Origin of the sequence: Amycolatopsis sp. cmx-11-12 (genome assembly GCF_046269425.1) — a bacterium.
Lineage (GTDB): Bacteria > Actinomycetota > Actinomycetes > Mycobacteriales > Pseudonocardiaceae > Amycolatopsis.
On sequence record NZ_JADNQM010000034.1, the window covers coordinates 62,050 to 79,851 of the forward strand.

14 protein-coding genes and 1 pseudogene are annotated in these 17,802 nt (G+C 67.4%); 8 read left to right on the forward strand and 7 right to left on the reverse strand.

Annotation, left to right across the window (positions count from 1 at the left end):
* Positions 1–61: 61 nt before the first annotated feature.
* Entirely contained in the window at positions 62–550 is a 489-nt protein-coding gene (locus ACLARN_RS34340; RefSeq protein ID WP_409495669.1) for a MauE/DoxX family redox-associated membrane protein, read from the forward strand.
* A gap of 2 nt (positions 551–552) precedes the next feature.
* Entirely contained in the window at positions 553–1,347 is a 795-nt protein-coding gene (locus ACLARN_RS34345; protein ID WP_409495628.1) for a thioredoxin domain-containing protein, read from the forward strand.
* A 286-nt stretch (positions 1,348–1,633) separates the two neighbouring features.
* Here ACLARN_RS34345 and ACLARN_RS34350 read toward each other — a convergent pair whose 3' ends face one another.
* The 3 genes from ACLARN_RS34350 to ACLARN_RS34360 all read right to left on the reverse strand — a co-directional run bounded on the left by ACLARN_RS34350 (position 1,634) and on the right by ACLARN_RS34360 (position 4,272).
* Entirely contained in the window at positions 1,634–2,518 is an 885-nt protein-coding gene (locus tag ACLARN_RS34350) for a LysR family transcriptional regulator (protein ID WP_409495629.1), read from the reverse strand.
* A gap of 89 nt (positions 2,519–2,607) precedes the next feature.
* Positions 2,608–3,315, reverse strand: a complete 708-nt coding sequence (locus tag ACLARN_RS34355) for an RraA family protein (protein WP_409495630.1) — start codon at positions 3,313–3,315, stop codon at positions 2,608–2,610.
* Positions 3,316–3,324: 9 nt separating this feature from the next.
* Positions 3,325–4,272 carry a hypothetical protein gene (locus ACLARN_RS34360; protein ID WP_409495631.1) on the reverse strand — a complete coding sequence of 316 codons (948 nt, stop codon included), beginning with the start codon at positions 4,270–4,272 and terminating at the stop codon, positions 3,325–3,327.
* A gap of 181 nt (positions 4,273–4,453) precedes the next feature.
* Between ACLARN_RS34360 and ACLARN_RS34365 the strand changes: the two genes are divergently transcribed.
* The 5 genes from ACLARN_RS34365 to ACLARN_RS34385 are packed head-to-tail and all read left to right on the forward strand — an operon-like array spanning position 4,454 to position 9,033.
* A complete protein-coding gene (locus tag ACLARN_RS34365; protein WP_409495632.1) occupies positions 4,454–5,647 on the forward strand; it encodes a lipid-transfer protein in 1,194 nt (397 codons plus the stop codon).
* A gap of 20 nt (positions 5,648–5,667) precedes the next feature.
* A complete protein-coding gene (locus ACLARN_RS34370) occupies positions 5,668–6,099 on the forward strand; it encodes an SRPBCC family protein (protein WP_409495633.1) in 432 nt (143 codons plus the stop codon).
* Entirely contained in the window at positions 6,096–6,941 is an 846-nt protein-coding gene (locus ACLARN_RS34375; RefSeq protein ID WP_409495634.1) for a MaoC/PaaZ C-terminal domain-containing protein, read from the forward strand. Before ACLARN_RS34370 ends, ACLARN_RS34375 begins: the two co-directional genes overlap by 4 nt.
* An 11-nt stretch (positions 6,942–6,952) precedes the next feature.
* Positions 6,953–7,822 carry an SDR family oxidoreductase gene (locus tag ACLARN_RS34380; RefSeq protein ID WP_409495635.1) on the forward strand — a complete coding sequence of 290 codons (870 nt, stop codon included), beginning with the start codon at positions 6,953–6,955 and terminating at the stop codon, positions 7,820–7,822.
* Positions 7,819–9,033 carry an acyl-CoA dehydrogenase family protein gene (locus ACLARN_RS34385; protein WP_409495636.1) on the forward strand — a complete coding sequence of 405 codons (1,215 nt, stop codon included), beginning with the start codon at positions 7,819–7,821 and terminating at the stop codon, positions 9,031–9,033. Before ACLARN_RS34380 ends, ACLARN_RS34385 begins: the two co-directional genes overlap by 4 nt.
* A 597-nt stretch (positions 9,034–9,630) precedes the next feature.
* Here ACLARN_RS34385 and ACLARN_RS34390 read toward each other — a convergent pair.
* The 3 genes and pseudogenes from ACLARN_RS34390 to ACLARN_RS34400 form a co-directional block, all read right to left on the reverse strand.
* Positions 9,631–10,508, reverse strand: a pseudogene (locus ACLARN_RS34390) (IS5 family transposase).
* Between the two features lie 114 nt (positions 10,509–10,622).
* Positions 10,623–13,109, reverse strand: a complete 2,487-nt coding sequence (locus ACLARN_RS34395; RefSeq protein WP_409495637.1) for a DNA topoisomerase (ATP-hydrolyzing) subunit A — start codon at positions 13,107–13,109, stop codon at positions 10,623–10,625.
* Between the two features lie 29 nt (positions 13,110–13,138).
* Positions 13,139–15,190, reverse strand: a complete 2,052-nt coding sequence (locus ACLARN_RS34400) for a type IIA DNA topoisomerase subunit B (RefSeq protein ID WP_409495638.1) — start codon at positions 15,188–15,190, stop codon at positions 13,139–13,141.
* A 278-nt stretch (positions 15,191–15,468) separates the two neighbouring features.
* Here ACLARN_RS34400 and ACLARN_RS34405 point away from each other — a divergent pair, with 278 nt between their 5' ends.
* Entirely contained in the window at positions 15,469–16,362 is an 894-nt protein-coding gene (locus tag ACLARN_RS34405; RefSeq protein WP_409495639.1) for a hypothetical protein, read from the forward strand.
* On the opposite strand, the gene ACLARN_RS34410 is transcribed toward ACLARN_RS34405, so the two are convergent.
* Positions 16,346–17,770: a glycoside hydrolase family 76 protein gene (locus tag ACLARN_RS34410; protein WP_409495640.1), complete on the reverse strand. Its 1,425-nt coding sequence runs from the start codon at positions 17,768–17,770 to the stop codon at positions 16,346–16,348. The two genes, ACLARN_RS34405 and ACLARN_RS34410, sit on opposite strands and share 17 nt — an antisense overlap.
* Positions 17,771–17,802: the final 32 nt, after the last annotated feature.

The following is a 17,802-nucleotide window of genomic DNA, read 5'->3' on the forward strand; positions in this document are numbered from 1 at the left end:
TCTCAGGGTGGACGGCTAGCCTAGGCCCGTGCGTAGACCGCCCCAAGTCGTGCTCGACGCCGTGGGCACCCTCGCCCGGCTCGGACTGGCCGCAGTCTGGTTGATTTCCGGAGCGCTGAAGATCAGCGATCCGGGGCAGACCTATATCGCCGTGCAGGCGTTCGACGTCCTGCCGGACGGGCTCGTCCGCCCGGTGGCGATCGGGATGCCGATCGTCGAACTGGCGCTCGGCCTGCTCCTGCTCGCCGGGTTCGTGACCCGCTGGGTGTCGGTGCTGTCGGTGCTGCTGCTCGCGGTGCTCATCGCCGCCATCGCCCAATCGTGGGCGCGTGGCCTGAGCATCGATTGCGGCTGCTTCGGCGGTGGCGGTCAGATCGCCGCGGATCAGACGCAGTATCCGCAGGAGATCGCCAGGGACCTCGGGTTCGCCCTGCTGGGTGTCTGGCTGATCGTGCGGCCGCGGACCTGGCTGGCGGTGGACGGCTGGCTCGGGAACTCCGGGGCCCCCGCCGACGACGACTATGTGGGTATCGCTGAAGGGAACGAATAATCGTGGGTGGAGCTGAGCGCAACGCTCGGAAACGCAAGCAGCAGCAGACGGCGGCGCGTTCGGTGGCACAGGCCAGGGGCGTCGCCGGCGGCGACAAGAAGAAGGTCGTCGTGATCACCGTCGCGGTGATCGTGCTCGCCGCGCTGGTGATCGGGGGCGTCGTCTGGTCGACGTCCAGCAAGGACAGCACTGAGGGCAAGGTGATCGCGGCGCAGGCGGGTACCTGGGGGCCAGGTGTCGTCGAGAAGCGCGACGGCGTTGTGGTGAGCGCCGGCAAGCCCGAGGCGAAGAAGTCCATCGACGTCTACGCCGACTTCTTGTGCCCGGTCTGCAAGCAGTTCGAGGAGACGTTCAAGGAGCAGATCCACGAGCAGGTCAACAACGGGACCCTGCAAGTCCGCTACCACATGTTGCCGATGCTCAACCAGCGCTCCGACCCGCCGGGCTACTCGCTGGACTCGGCCAACGCCGCACTGGCCGCGGCCGACGCGGGCAAGTTCCTCGCCTTCCACGACGCGCTGTTCAAGGACCAGCCGGCGGAGGGCGCGCGCGGGTTCGACAAGGCGCAGCTGATCAAGCTCGGCCAGGACGTCGGCATCACCGACCCGGCCTTCGCCACGTCGATCAACACCGGCGTCTACGAGCAGCAGATCCAGGACGAGTACAAGAAGACCTCCACGGATCCGTCGTTGCAGCAGGACTTCGGCAACGGTCCGGGCTTCGGCACGCCGACGGTGGCGTCGAACGGGCAGGTCGTGAAGCTCGACGAAGGCTGGCTTCAGAAGGTCATCGGCTAGTTTTCGGATGGTGCCGTGAAGGCCCCCTTCCCTCGGCTGAGCCGAGGGAAGGGGGCCTTCACGCTGTTCGGGGGCGGTGATAGCAAAGGTCCCTTGCTCCCTTCAGCGGTGACCGTGTGGATTTCGGGACATCTGACGTCAGCATCGCTACGCCGAGTGCGGGGTGTGTGGAAATAGGGACACTCAACGTCCCTATTTCCACACACCCCCTGCCGCCCGCGATAGCAAAGGTCCCTTGCTCCCTTCCTCGGCGACTACCGCATTTAGAGGACGAAATGCGGGGTGGTCAGGGGCGCGAAGGGGAGGCGACGGCCGCGAAGGCCTGTACGCGGGCTGTCTCGGCGGAGCGCGGCCAGACGAGGCCCCACTCGACGTCGGGGGAGCCCGCGAAGGGCACGAAGCGGATCCGGGGATGCGAGAAGTACTCCTGCGCGTGCGCGGCGAGCGGGCAGATCCCGGCACCGGTGGCGATCGCGGCGAGCAGTTCCTGAAACGTCGCGAAGGGCTTCCCTCGGGTCACCGGGTGCCCGGCGGGCGTCAGCCATTGCTTCGGCTCCTCGACCCAGTACGGCTCCGGCGGATGCGCCGCGCGCAGGACGGTGTCGCGGGCGAGGTCGTCCAAGGTGGCTGACTTCCGTCGTGCGAAAGGGTGTTTCGAGGACACCGCGAGCACCATCGGTTCGGAGTACACGGCCGGTCCAGTGGTGAGATCGGTTTCGTCAGCCGGAAGCAGGGTCACCAGGACGTCGATCTCACCCGATCGCAGCATCGCGAACGGGTCGGCGAACTCGGCCTCCCGGATGAGCAGTTCCGTTTCCGGGTATCGCTGCCGGAAGCGGTCCAGCAGGTCTTCGGTCAGATCCGCGACGCCAGGTGCCTCGAAGCCCAGCCGCAGTACGCCGCCGATCCCGCGTCCGGCCGCGACCGCGCGTTCGACGCCTTCGTGCAGCGCGCGGTAGGCCGGGCCGAGGTCGGCCCGCAGCCGCTCTCCGATCGCCGTGAGCTGGACCCGCCTGCTCGTGCGGGCGAACAGCGGAGCGCCGATCCGGCGCTCCACTTGTTTGATCGTCTGGCTCACCCGTGCCTGCGAGACGTGCAGCCGTTCCGCGGTGCGGCCGAAATGCAGTTCGTCGGCCAGCGCCAGGAAGATCTCGATGTCCCGCAGTTCCATAATCCCCAGGTTATCGATTTACGGCGGTGCCGGTTGTCGGGAACCGCATTCCCCTGGTCAGGCCGTCGGGTGATAGCAAAGGTCCCTTGCTACTCCTCGATGGCGCCGCCCACCGCCCGCAGGTGCTCGCGGAACGTCAGCGAAGGCGTCTTCGCGCGCTCCGCGAGGAAGTCGGCGAAGCGCACCTGCTCGCGAAGGGACTCTCCGGCGCGGATCCGGTCTGCTTGCAATCGTTCGGTGTCGCGGATGGCCTCCGCGCGGTCCAGGACCTCGTCGGCGCGGTCGACCGCGACGAACAGGACGCCGTCCTCGTCGCCGAACACGAGGTCCGCGCGGCTCACGGTCCACTCGCCGACGACGGCCGATTCCAGCGCGCCGTCGGGGCGGGCGGCGACCGAGAGCGGACCGGTCGGGATCGAGCCGAGGCTGAACACCGGCAGGCCGATCTTCACGATGTCGGCGGTGTCGCGGTGCAGACCCCAGATGACGACGCCCCCCAGCCCGGCCGACTGCGCTTCGAGGACCGCGAGGTCTCCGACGCAGCTTTCGTCGAGCCTGCCGCCGTTGTCGACGACGAGGATGTCACCGGGGTTCGCGGCTTCGTACGCCTCCAGGAAGACGTCGACACTGCCGACGTGCCGGGCGGGGGAGACCCGCCCGGCCAGCCTGCTACCGGGAACGACCGCGCGCGTCCCGGCGGGCGCGCACCGGACCGGGACGCCGGCGCGGACGCAGCCGTCGGTCAGATGCGCGGTGGTCAGCAGTTCGAACCGCTGCCGAAGCTCCTCGAGATCCATGCCCCGACTTTAGCCACGGCGCCATACGACGAGCTTGTCGTAGTACTCGTCGTCCTGGAGAGTGCCCATGATTTCACCGTTCGCGCCCGCGATGGCGCCGCAACCGCTGGACGGCGCGGGAAGCGTCTCGACCGGGCCGCCCAGCGACCACACCGCGGGAATCGTTTCGGTCCCCATGGTCCGCAGGCAGCCCGTGACGAGTCCCGACCCGTTGAGCGCGGTCGCCGTCATGCCATCCGGCACCGGAACCGAGGTGTCGTAGGCCGTCCACACCCGGGCGCCGCCTTCGACGTCGGCCAGCACCTTGCCGTCCCGGATCGCGAGGGCGCGGGATTCGCGGATGCCCTCGGGGAGGACGAGCTCCTGCGCCACGCCGTCCTTCCACAGCCAGGTGCCGCCGAACTGTTCCTGCATCAGGATCGTGCCGTCGTGGTCGATGTCCACCGGCTTGAGCAGCGGCGGGGAGTCCAAGACCACCGGGTGCGCACGGTCGCCGCCCGGCCAGAACGCCGCCCAAGAGCCGAACCGCGGATCGTTGTACACGTGGCCGACGATGTCGCCCCGATCGTTTATGCCGGTGACGACCGTTTGGGAGTACCCCGGCGCCTTCTCCAGTAGCTGGAATCCGCCGTTCTCGAAGACGAACGAACGGCGGGTGTTCGTCGAGATCGCGTGGCCGTTCGCGAGAACCGCCTTCGACGCGTTCTGGTCCACGGCTTCGACCGTGTTGTAGCCCGCCGGGATGCCGTGGTTCCACACCCGCCAGCCCGACCAGGTGAGCAGGCCCCCGTCGAAGTGTCCCGCGTAGTTTCCGGCCCCGTCGGTGGCCACCACCCGGATGGCGTCGCCACCCGGCGGCCGTAGGTAGCTCATCGTCCATCCGGTCGCCGACGCGGTGCCCGCCGACAGCAATCCCGCGGCGACGGTGGCCACCAGGACCAGGCTCGTACGTTTCATCGAAACCCCCTGTGAGTCGTGTTCTCCCTGTTTAACGGGGGTGCGAGCCGTCTGTCTGCGTCACCTGACACTCACCGCGCCGGAAGTAACATCCGTGCAGACCTGTATGTAAGGGGTTGATAAATACAGACCTGTCTGTATCTTCAGGATCAACAGCGACCCGGCAACGACAAGGAGCGTCGTGGTGGCGAACAAGGTGTACGTCGTCGGCGTGGGCATGACGAAGTTCGAGAAGCCCGGACGCCGCGAGGACTGGGACTACCCTCAGATGGCCAAGGAGTCCGGGACGAAGGCGCTCTCCGATGCCGGGATCTCGTTCGACGAGGTGCGGCAGGCCTACGTCGGCTACGTCTACGGCGAGTCGACCTCGGGGCAGCGCGCGGTCTACGAACTGGGCATGACCGGCATTCCGGTGGTCAACGTCAACAACAACTGCTCGACCGGCTCGACCGCGTTGTACCTGGCCGCGGAGGCGATCCGGGGCGGGCGTGCAGACTGCGTGCTCGCGCTCGGGTTCGAGAAGATGCAGCCCGGCTCACTCGGCTCGACCTACGATGACCGCGAGCAGCCGATGGGCAAACACCTCCAGGCGCTCGCGGAGATCTCCGAGGTGCTCTTCCCGCCCGCGCCGTGGATGTTCGGCGCGGCGGGCCGCGAGCACATGAAGACCTATGGCACGACAGCCGAGCACTTCGCCAAGATCGGCGAGAAGAACCACCGGCACTCGGTGAACAACCCGTACGCGCAGTTCCAGGAAAGCTATTCGCTGCAAGACATCCTGGACTCGCGGATGATCTACGACCCGCTCACGAAGCTCCAGTGCTCGCCGACCTCGGACGGTTCGGGTGCGGCGATCCTGGTCAGCGAGTCCTTTGTGGACTCTCATGGGCTGGCGGGACAGGCCGTCGAGATCGTCGGGCAGGCGATGACCACCGACTTCGCCAGCACCTTCGACGGTACCGCGAAGAACATCATCGGCTACGACATGAACGTCCAGGCCGCGCGCCAGGTGTACGACCAGGCCGGGCTCGGCGCGGAGGACTTCCAGGTCATCGAGCTGCACGATTGCTTCTCCGCCAACGAACTTCTGCTCTACGAAGCACTCGGCCTTTGCGCCGAAGGGGACGCCGGGAAGCTCGTCGACTCCGGCGACACCACCTACGGCGGCAAATGGGTCGTCAATCCGTCCGGTGGGCTGATCTCCAAGGGGCATCCGCTCGGCGCCACCGGTCTCGCGCAATGCGCCGAACTGACCTGGCAACTGCGCGGGACCGCGGACAAACGCCAGGTCGACGGCGTCGAAGCCGCGCTACAGCACAACATCGGACTCGGCGGCGCCGCCGTCGTCACCGCATACCAGCGCGCCGAGCGCTGATCTCACCGAAAGGACGAACCATGGGCAAGATCAGTGCCTCCGTCGAACTCCCCGCCGCTCCCGGCAAGGTCTGGGCGGAGTTCTCCAACCCCAACAACTTCGAGAAGTGGCTGACCATCCACACCAAGTGGAAGGGCGAGGTCCCGGCCGAGTTCTCCAAGGGGGCGCAGGCTTCCGAGATTGTCACGATGCTCGGGATGCCGAACACGATCACCTGGACCGTCGACGAGTTCGAGGCACCGTCGAAGCTGGCGATCTCCGGGACCGGGATGGCCGGGGTAAAGGTCAAGTTCGAGCTGTCCGTCGAGGCGTCCGGAACGGGCTCGCTCGCCAGCATCGACGCGGAGTTCGCGGGTCAGATGATCGTCGGCGCGCTCGGCAAGGCCGTCGAGAAGGACGGCAAGAAGAACCTGGACGCGTCGCTGGAGAACTTCAAGGCGCTGGTCGCGTGACGGACGAGCGGTTCGATCCCGGCGGACTCGGCAAGTGGACCGACGAGTCCCGGTTCGAGGTGACCCGCGAGCGGCTGATCGAGTACGCCAAGGCCACCAACGACCCGATCCCGGCGCATCTCGCCGGAGACGTCGCGGGCCCGGTGTTCGCGATCGTGCCGGTGTTCGAGTCGCTGATGGAACCCGCGCTGGAGGTCGTGCCGGTCGGGTTGTTCGGCCGGATCGTGCACGGGGAACAGGAATTCCGGTTCCACCGGCCGATCCGCCCCGGCGACAAGCTCGTTTCGCGGGCGCGGATGACCGGCTACGAAGGCCTGCCGAACGGCACCCGCGGCACCATCCACCTCGAATGCCGCACCGAAGACGGCGAACTCGTCAACGAGCAATACGTGACGTTGTTCGTGCGCGGATTCGACACCGGTGAGACGCGGGGCGAACTCGGGCCGGAGCACAAGTTCGAAGACTCGCTGCGCTCGCAGGCGCCGGTGGCGGAGGTGCGTCAGCACGTCGACAACGACCAGACGTACCGATATGCGCCCGCGGCGGGTGACCCGATGCCGATCCACCTCGACGAAGAGGTCGCCAAGGATTCGGGATTGCCGGGCATCATCGCGCACGGTCTGTGCACCATGGCGTTCACGTCGTGGGCGCTGCTGACCGAGGTCGCCGGGTCCGATGTGGACAGACTGAAGCGGCTCGCCGTCCGGTTCGCCAAACCGGTATTGCCCGGCCAGGACCTGACGACACGTGTCTGGCACGCGGGCGCAGGGAGCTACGCGTTCGAAACCACCGTCGGCGAGACCGTCGTGATCAAAGACGGTCTCGCGGAATTCGCGGAGTAGGAGCAAAAGCCATGGGAGCACTCGACGGGCGGGTCGCCGTCATCACCGGCGCCGGCCGCGGGATCGGCCGCGAGCACGCGCTGCTGTTCGCGCGGGAAGGCGCGAGCGTCGTGGTCAACGACCTCGGCGGGGCGAACGACGGCAGCGGTGCCGACGTCGGCCCGGCACAGGAGGTCGCCGACGAGATCCGGGCGGCGGGCGGGAAAGCCGTGGCGAACACGGCCAACGTCGCCGACTGGGCGGGCGCCGCCGAACTGGTCGCGCAGGCGGTGGACGAGTTCGGCAGGCTCGACGTCGTCGTGAACAACGCGGGCATCCTGCGCGACGCGTTCATCGCCGGACTCGAGGAGTCCCAGTGGGATTCCGTGATCGCGGTGCACCTCAAGGGGCACGCGGCGGTGCTGCGGCACGCGGCCGCGTACTGGAAGACGGCGAGCAAGGCCGGTGACCGGGTCGCCGGTTCGGTGATCAACACCGCCTCGGCGTCCGGAGTCACACTGCCGAACGCGGGGCAGGCGAACTACGGCGCGGCGAAAGCGGGGATCGCCGCGCTGACCCTGGTCGCCGCCGAGGAACTGGAACGGTACGGCGTACGGGTCAACGCGATCGCGCCGATCGCGCGCACGCGGCTCACGCTGGCGACGCCGGGCATGGGCGTGATCTTCGCGCAGGAGGTCGAAGAAGGGGAGTTCGACGCGTTCTCGCCCGCCAACATCTCCCCGCTGGTGGCCTATCTCGCGACCGAGAAGTGCCCGCTCACCGGCAAGGTGTTCGCGGTGCAGGGCGGCGCGATCTCCGAACTCGCGGGCTGGCACGACGTCAAGGTGATCGAAACCGAGGCAGCGTGGGAGATCGACGACATCGCGGCCAGGCTGCCGTGATCGAGTGGTCCGAGACCGAACTGCTGATCCGGGACGCGATCCGCGAGTTCGTCGACAAGGAGATCCGGCCGCAGCTCGACGCGCTGGAAAGCGGGACACTGCCGCCGTACGACATCATCCGCAAGATGTTCGCGTCCTTCGGGATCGACGCGCTCGCGCGGGAATCGGTGACGAAACTGCTGGCGAAGTCGCCTGAGTCCGGGTCGGGTGGCGGTGGCCTGGCGTTCGGTGGGCAGGAGGCGATGGCGCTCATCGCGGTGAGCGAACTGGCCGGGGTCAGCCTCGGCATCGTCGCCTCGCTCGGGGTGAGCCTCGGGCTGACCGCGCAGACGATCCTGACCAAGGGCACGCAGGCGCAGAAGGAACGCTGGCTGCCCGAGCTGGCGACGTTCGAGAAGATCGGCGCGTGGGCGATCACCGAACCCGACTCCGGCTCGGACGCCTTCGGCGGCATGAAGACGTCGGTGCGGCGTGACGGCGACGAGTATGTCCTCAATGGACAGAAGACGTTCATCACGAACGGGCCCTACGCCGACACGATCATCGTCTACGCGAAGCTCGACGACGGCGCGGACGTCCGCGATCGCAAGGTGCTGACATTCGTACTGGACAAGGGGATGCCCGGGCTCACGCAGGGCAAGCCGTTCAAGAAGATGGGCATGATGTCGTCGCCGACCGGCGAGCTGTTCTTCAGCGACGTCCGGCTCGGGCGCGACAGGCTGCTCGGCGAGTCGGAGACCGGCCGCGACGGCGACAGCAAGGCCGAGGTGAAGTCCGGGTTCGCCGTCGAGCGGGTCGGTGTCGCGGCGCTGGCGCTCGGGATCATCAACGAATGCCACCGGCTCTGCGTGGACTACGCGAAGAACCGGAAGCTGTGGGGCCAGGAGATCGGGCGGTTCCAGCTGATCCAGCTGAAGCTGGCGAAGATGGAGGTCGCGCGGATCAACGTGCAGAACATGGTGTTCCAGCTGATCGAGACCCTGCGCGCGGGCAAGATGCCGACGCTGGCCGAGGCTTCGGCGATGAAGCTGTACTCGTCGGAAGCGGCCACCGAGGTCGCGATGGAGGCCGTGCAGCTGTTCGGCGGCAACGGGTACATGGCGGAGTACCGGGTGGAGCAGCTGGCGCGGGACGCGAAGTCGCTGATGATCTACGCGGGGAGCAACGAGATCCAGGTGACGCACATCGCGAAGGGGCTGTTGGGCCGCTGATCGCGGTGGTCCGGTATGAGATGAACGGGACTTTCATGGCGAAATTTGCCATGAAAGTCCCGTTCATCTCATTGGCCGGGGGTCAACGCGGGGTGGGCGGCTCGCGTCCGAGACCCGCAATCAGGGCGTGTCTCGCAACTCGGGATCGGTGTCTCCCGCGTTGACGTTCGTGGTTTCGCTGGCAAATGGCGATCACGTGTGACTAGAGGGCGATCATGCGTGATTGGGAGGCGATCACACGTGATTGGGGGGCGATCATGCGTGATTGAGGGAGACGCCCGCCTGGTCACGTGAGTTGTCCGGCTGGACCAGGCCGACCTACTCGGTACCGGCGCCTTGGTCGCCTTCATGTACTGGGGGAAGGTGTGAAGGTCGCGTTTCTTCGGCTGAGCCGAGGGAAGGGGGCCTTCACGCGCTGTCGTTGTGGCTGGTGATGCTGCTGGGGCGCAAGGGATTCTGGCGGAATCCGTGAAGGCCTCCTTCCCTACCTTCAGAGTAGGGAAGGAGGCCTTCACGGACCGGCCTTGCGACCAGCCGAAGCCCGAATCCAGTAGGCACCTAAGACACGGTTGGCTCTAGGGCGTGTCCTGCGGATCTTCATCGGAGGTGCAGGATGATGCAGGCGAGGATGATCTCGGCGCGGTGGTAGGCAGCTCGTTTGGCGTATCGGGTCGCTAGGCCGCGGAATTGTTTGAGCCGGTTGAAGCATCGCTCGACCACGTTACGCAGCTTGTAGAGGTTGGGGTCGAAGGCCGGTGGCCTGCCACCGGCCTTGCCCTTCGCTTTGCGGCGGGCGATCTGGTCGGCACGTTCAGGAATGGTGGCCTTGATCCTGCGCTCCCGCAGCGCCTTCCGGGTGCTGGGGTGGGTGTAGGCCTTGTCGGCCAGCACCCTCCCGACCCGCACTTTCTGCCCGTCCACCTCGATGTCCCGGATCTCGTCCAGCAGCGGCAGCAGTTGCGGGTTGTCCCCGGCCTGACCGGGCGTGAGGATCACCGCCAACGGCAGACCGGCCGCGTTGACGGCCAGGTGGATCTTGGTGGTCAGCCCTCCCCGGGAGCGTCCGAGGCATTCCCCGTCGATCGCGAGGTCTTCGATCCAGTCCGCGCAGCCCCCTTTTTCCGGGCACCGGCCGCGTGCTGATGCGCCCGGACACTCGTGGAATTCACACTGATCACGAACTCGACGTTGTCCTCCAGTGTTCCCAGCGAGTCGTCCTTGACGATCACCTGCTCCAGGACCCGATCCCACGTCCCGTCCGCGGTCCACTTCCGCAACCGCTCATGCGCGGTCTTCCACGGCCCATACCGCTCAGGCAGATCACGCCACGGCGCACCCGTCCGCTCATGCCACAGAATCGCGTTGATCACCTGCCGGTGACTACGCCACCGCCCACCCCGCTGCCCCGTCTCCGCAGGCAACAACGGCGCGATCACCGCCCACGCCTTATCCGTCAACTCACCACGACCAACCACAACCCAATTGTCAGCACACGATCATGAACAAGATCCGCAGGACACGCCCTAACCCGAAACGCCACTCACGACCAGCTGGGTGGCCGCAAGTAGGTGACTAATTGCGGCAGGGGGTCAGGTGCGTTCGATTAGGTGGCCGACGACCTCGGGACCGGGGTGGGCGTGGCCGGAGCCGTCGCGCCGCGGGTCGATTTCGGGCAGTTCCACCGGGTCGCCGTTGCGGGCGGCACCGGCCGGGCGCGGGCCGATCCAGCCGACGACCAGTCGCGTTTCGCCCTTCAGGAACCGTTGCGCCCGGACACCGCCGGTCGCGCGGCCCTTGGCCGGGTACTCGCTGAACGGCGTCACCTTCACGCTCGCGCCGGTCGCGGTGACGACCATCGGCTCGCCGTGCTCGGCGTCGTCCGTGCGGATGGCGGCGAAGAAGACCACTTCCGCCTCGCCGCGCACGGCGATCCCGGCCATGCCGCCGCCCTTGAGGCCCTGCGGCCGCACCAGCGAAGCGGGGTAGCGCAGCAGGGACGCTTCGGACGACAGGAACGCCAGTGCCTCGTTGCCGTCGGTGAGCCAGGTGGCGCCGACGACCTCGTCGCCGTCCTTCAGGCTGATCACGTCGAACTCGTCCGAGCGGACCGGCCATTCCGGCGCGCACACCTTCACGACACCGAGTTTCGTGCCGAGCGCGAGACCAGGGGAGCCGGCGGCCTGCTCGCCGAGCGGCGCCAGGCCGATGACGTGCTCGCCCTTCTCCAGCGGTACCAGTTCCTTCGCGGCCATCCCGCCGCGCAAGGAGACGGTGCCCGCCTGCTCAGGCAGCACTGGCAGCGGCAGCACGTCGGTCTTGAACGCGCGGCCGCGGTTGGTCACCAGCAGCACCTGACCACGCGCGGTCGAGTGCACGACAGCGGACACCGAGTCGTGTTTGACGCGGCCGTTGCGGCGCCGTACTTCCGACGCCTCCTCCGATTCCGCCGCGGTCCGCGCGACCAGCCCGGTGGCCGACAGGATCACCTGGCACGGGTCGTCGGCGACCTCCAGCGGGCCGGACGGCTTCGACGCGGCGAGGACCTCCTTGAGGTCGCCGTCGATCAGCGCGGTGCGGCGTTCGGTCGGGGAGTCCTTGGCGACCTTGGCCAGTTCGGCCGAGACGACCTTCTTCAGCACCGACTCGTCGTCGAGGATCTTCGACAGCTCGGCGATCTCCTCGCGCAGCTTGTCCTGCTCGGCCTCGAGTTCGATGCGGTCGTACTTCGTGAGCCGCCGCAGCGGGGTGTCCAGGATGTAGGTCGCCTGGATGTCGGAGAGCTTGAATCGCTTCATCAGGCCGTCCTTCGCGGCCGCGGCGTTCTCGCTCTCGCGGATCAGCTTGATCACCTTGTCGATGTTGAGCAGGGCCACCAGCAGGCCCTCGACCAGGTGCAGGCGCTCCTCGCGCTTGCGGCGGCGGTAGCGCGTGCGGCGGGTGACGACCTCGTAGCGGTGGCTGAGGAAGACCTCCAGCAGCGCCTTGAGCCCCAGCGTCCGCGGCTGCCCCTCCACCAGCACCAGGTTGTTGATGCCGAAGGACTGCTCCAGCGGCGTCAGCCGGTACAGGTCCGCCAGCAGCGCCTGCGGGTTCACGCCGACCTTGCATTCGACGACCAGCCGCGTGCCGTTCTCGCGGTCGGTGAGGTCCTTGACGTCGGCGATGCCGGTGAGCCGCTTGGACTTGTTGACCTCGTCGGTGATCTTCTCGATCACCTTCTCCGGGCCGACGCCGTACGGCAGTTCGGTGACGGTGATCGCCTGACGGCCGCGGCTGCCCTCCAGCGGGCCGGTTTCGGCGCTGGCACGCATACGCACCACGCCGCGGCCGGTCTCGTAGGCGCGGCGGACCTCGTCGAGGCCCAGCAGCGATCCGCCGGTCGGCAGGTCGGGGCCGGGGACGAACTCCATCAGCTTGTCGAGGGTGGCGTTCGGGTGGTTGATCAGCCACCGCGCCGCGCCGATGACCTCGGTCAGGTTGTGCGGGATCATGTTGGTCGCCATCCCGACCGCGATCCCGGAAGTGCCGTTGACCAGCAGGTTCGGGAACGCCGCCGGCAGCACCGTCGGCTCTTCGAGCGAACCGTCGTAGGTGGGCCGGAAGTCGACGGTGTCCTCGCCGAGTTCGCCGACCAGCAGCATCGCCTCGGGGGACAGCCGCGCCTCGGTGTACCGCGAGGCGGCCGGGCCGTCGTCGGGGGAGCCGAAGTTGCCGTGCCCGTCGACCAGCGGGACGTTGAGCGAGAAGTCCTGCGCGAGGCGGACCATGGCGTCGTAGATCGCCGTGTCGCCGTGCGGGTGGTACTTGCCCATCACGTCGCCGACCACGCGGGACGACTTCACGTACGCGTGCGTCGGCCGGTAGCCGTTCTCGTTCATCGAGTACATGATCCGGCGGTGTACCGGCTTCAGCCCGTCCCGCGCGTCCGGGAGCGCCCGCGAGTGGATGACCGAGTAGGCGTACTCCAGGTACGAGTCCTCGATCTCCGTCTTCAGCGAGTTGTCGAAGACGTTCGCGCCGGGCTGGTCGAACGCGGAGGGGTCGACCTTGGTGGTGGTGCCCTTACGGCGTGCCATTGCTCAAAGCTCCTTGAATAGCAACGAAATCAGGCGTCGATGGCTTCGCGGTCGACCCGGTCGGAGGATTCGACCAGCCAGTTGCGGCGCGGTTCGACCTTCTCGCCCATCAACAGTTCGAGCGCGTTCTCCGCGGCTTCGACGTCGTCGAGCGTGATGCGGCGGACCGAGCGGGTGGCCGGGTTCATCGTGGTGTCCCACAGTTCGTCGGCGTCCATCTCGCCGAGGCCCTTGAACCGCGGCACCGGCGTGACGATCTGCTTGCCCGCCCGCTCCAGCGCCGCGAACTTGGTCTCCATCTCCTTCTGGGAGAAGGTGAAGTGGGTTTCCGGGTTGCGGCCCTTGGTGACGAGTTTGTGCAGTGGCGGCATCGCGGCGTAGAGCCTGCCGTCCTCGATCACCGGTCGCATGTACTTGGCGAACAGTGTGATCAGCAGCGTCCGGATGTGCGATCCGTCGACGTCCGCGTCGGCCATCAGGATCACCCGGCCGTAGCGCATGGTCGTCAGGTCGAACGTGCGCCCGCTGCCCGCACCGAGCACCTGCACGATCGAGGCGATCTCGGCGTTCTTCAACGTGTCGCCGAGCGACGCCTTCTGGACGTTGAGGATCTTGCCGCGCAAGGGAAGCAGCGCCTGGTATTCGGACACGCGCGCCATCCGTGCCGAACCGAGCGCGCTGTCACCCTCGACGAGGAACAGCTCACTGCGGGAGACGCCGGTGGTGCGGCAGTCGACCAGCTTCGGCGGCATGGCCGCGCCTTCGAGCGCGGTCTTGCGCCGGGCGGCGTCCTTCTGCTGCTTCTGGGTGAGCCGGACGCGCGCGGCGTCGACCACCTTCTGCAGCACGATCTTGGCCTCGGACTTGGTCTTGCGTTCCTCGGTCCAGGCGCGGATGTGCTTGTCGACGACGCCCTGGATGACCCGGGTGATCCCGGCGGTGGACAGCTCGTCCTTGGTCTGCGAGGTGAACTGCGGCTCCGGCAGCCGGACGTGCACGACCGCCGTCATGCCTTCGAGGACGTCCTCGACGGTCGGCATGTCCTCCTTGGGCTTCAGCAGCCCTCGGGTCTTGGAAATGGCGTCCTGCAAGGCTTTCAGCACCGCGCGGTCGAAACCGCGGCGATGGGTGCCGCCGTGCACGTTGCGGATGGTGTTGGTGAAGCACTCCACCGTGCGCTCGTAGCCGGTGCCCCAGCGGAGCGCGACCTCGATCTCCGCGTGACGCACCACATTGGACTGCATGACTCCGCTGGCGTCGGCGGCGTTCTCCTTGTACGTGCCCTCGCCGTTGATGATCAGCGTGCCGCAGACAGGTTTCTCGCTGTCGGGGGCGAGGAAATCGACCATGTCGGCGAGGCCGTTGGGGAAGTGGAAGGTCTCTTCGCTGATCGAGTCGTCGACGGCGGTGCGCAATATGTACGTGACGCCGGGGACCAGGAACGCGGTGTTGCGCATCTTGGCGCGGACGCCTTCGACGTCGAGTACGGCACCGGTCTCGAAGTAGCGCGAGTCGTACCAGTACCGGATCGACGTGCCGCCGCGCTCGCCGCGCTTCATCTTCCCGGTGATGTTCAGCCCGGACTTGCGGGTGAACTTCGCTTTCGGGCCGGGCCCGTCGAAGACGCCGGGGACGCCGTGCGCGAACGACATCTGGTGGACCTTGCCGTCTTGCTTCACCGTGACGTCGAAGCGGTGCGACAGCGCGTTCACCGCCGAAGCGCCGACGCCGTGCAGGCCGCCGGAGGTCTTGTAGCCCGAGCCGCCGAACTTCCCGCCGGCGTGCAGCCTGGTCAGCACCAGCTCGACACCGGACAAACCGGATTTGGCGTGCGTGCCGGTGGGGATGCCGCGGCCGTCGTCGTCGACCTGGACGCTGCCGTCGGCGTGCAGGGTGACCACGATCTTCGCGGCGTGACCCGCCACACCTTCATCGGTCGAGTTGTCCACGACCTCGGAGAACAGGTGGTTGATACCGCGGCTGTCGGTGGAGCCGATGTACATCCCGGGACGCTTGCGGACCGCTTCCAGACCCTCGAGATGCGTCAGGTCGTCGGCCCCGTACAGGGTCTCAGCAGTCACTGGGTCTTTCTCCTGGAGTCGTGGCTCGCGAACTTGCTCGTGACGGTGGCGTTCAACGCGACACCGTACTGGAGGATATCCGGCCGCCCCGACAGTTAGTCTTCTCCAAGGCCCTCGGTGTGGCGAACCACCTGTCCCGATGGCCGGGTCACGGCTGGGGAAAGCGGCTTCCTCACGGCGTGGATGAGGCGTTATCGTTCCCGGTGTCACAGGGTGACGGGGGGAAGGCAGTGGTCGTCGGACTCGACCCAACGCGCGTATCGACCGCACAACGCGTCGTGAGTCTCTGGTATTTCGTGGTGGTCCTCGCGTCACTCGGGCTGCTCGCGCCCTTGCCGTTCGTGCACGCGGCGATCCGGCTGCGCCGTGCGTACCTGTTGCTGTTCGTGTTTTTCTACGGTGCCTGGTCCTACGGGCTGCTCTATCTGCTCGAGCCCGTGGAGATCGAAGAAGAAGTCGAGACGGCCCCGGCCATGTTGTGGTTCTTCGGCACGATCCTGTTGATCGCGGTGTCCTGCGTCCACCTCGCCGTGCTGCGGAAGAAGATCCTCTACCCGCCGCGGACGGCGTGGGTCGAATCCGGCATGCACTGCGGGTTGTTCTCGATCGACATCGCCGGCTTCGGCCAGGTCGGGCGCAGCAGCGAGATCTTCGTCCAGGTCCGGCGGATGCTCTTCGGCCTGCTCGCGACCGCCTTCGAGGCTAGCGGCATCGCCTGGGACGTCTGCCTCAAACGGGACACGGGGGACGGCATGATCGTCGTCGTCCCGCCGCATTTCCCGAAGTTCCGGCTGCTGCTCCCGCTGCTTTCGCAACTGGCGGCGGAACTGGCCAAGTACAACGTGGTCACCGAGCCGGCGCTGCGGATCCGGGTACGCGTGGCGATCCATGCCGGAGAGGTCACGCTCGACGAGTACGGCGTGACGGGACGGCCGAAGGTGCTGCTCGCCCGGCTGCTCGACTCGCGGGTGCTGCGTGACGCGCTCGCCGAAGCCCCGGACAGCTCGCCCGTCGTCGTACTCGTCTCGGACCGGTTTCACGAGGACGTCCAGGACCAGGGAGGCCCCGGCCTCGACACGATGAGCTACCGGCAGGTGCTCGTGCACGAGAAGGAGACCGAGGTCCTCGCCTGGCTGCATGTCCCGACGCCGGTGATCAGAGGGCTGCGGTGAGGACCTCCAGCGCGCTGTGCTGGCGGGCGGCGTCGATCTTGTCGACCGGCCCCGCCCAGTGCAGGCCGTGTTGGTCGAGCGACGTGCGGTTGGTCGCGATCGTCGAGTTCGCCTGGCGGGTCAGGTAGGCACGGTACGGCCTGCCTGCCAGCGCCCGGTCCAGTTCGCCGAGCCCCCTGGCGTACGCGCCCTTGAACGACGGCCCGTCGGCGCCGCAGTCGCCGGACTCGCACGGGTCGCGCAGGATCCCGTTCGAGTGCAGCAGTGACGTCGTGGTGGAGGCGTTCGCGAGCCGGCGGGCACGGGTGAGGAGGGCGGCGTCACCGGTCGCGCGGCTCAGTTCGACCAGCGCACCGAGGACGATGCCCTGGTTGTAACTCCAGACGGGCTGCCCGTTGTTGGCGCAGGAGGAGTTCAGGCCGTCGTTGACCAGGTCGTTCCCGTTGATCATGCCGCTCGCGCGGAACCAGTCCCAGACCTCGCGTGCCCGCGCGAGCTGGAGCGTGTCGCCGGGGAGACGGTTGTGCAGTGACGCGGCGACCTTGACGTACAACTCGTTGGTGACGGCGTTCTTGTACGTCTTCGCCGTCGACCACCAGAGGCCGCCGCCGCAGGTGCCGTCGCGGTAGGAGTACATGTAGTTCGCCGCGATGACGGCGGTGTCGAGGTAGCGGCGGTCCTTCGTCAGGTCGTAGGCGCGGATCCAGGCCAGCGCCCACCAGCCGGTGTCGTCGATGTAGGAGTTGGTGAAGTTGTTGCCACGGTTGCGATCGAAGGTGTTTCCGATGGCGTGGCGGTAGTTCTGGGAGCCGGTCCGGGTGCTGTAGTCGAGGATCGCGGTGAGCGCGTTCGCCGAATTCCACCAGCCCGTGGTCTGCCAGAGTCCGGTGCCGTTGTCGTAGAACTGCATGAGCGCGGTGGCCGCGGCTTCGGTGCGGTCGTTCGCGGCGACCGTGGTGCGGAACCACGGTGTGCAGGCGATTTCCGGTCGGTTGGCGGCCTTTCCGCAGGCGCGCAGGGCGCCGAAACGGTGGGTGGCTGGGTCATCGGCGTTGAACATCAACGTCCGCCAGCCGCGTTGACCGGCGGGGATCTTCGTGTCGCCGATCCGGCTGTCGCCCGCCCAGGTGCGGCCGCCGTCGAAGGACCGATCGAGCCAGAGTTCGTCGCCGGGGTCGCCGTTGGCGATGCTGCCCCAGCCCATGTCGTCGCCGTCGGAGAGATGCAGCGTGATGCCGCGGCCCCAGACGGTCGCCGTGCTGGGTCTTCTGTCGCCGACGGCCAGTGCGGGATCGCGGCTGTCGCAGTACTTCGCGCAGATGGTCGCGGTGATGGCGGGTTCGGGAGTGGTGGTGGCCGGCGTGAGAGCGAATGTCAACGTTGTCACAAGCAGGGAAGTGAGCCACATGGATTCGAGTGTGAGTGCGGTCACTGCGCGAG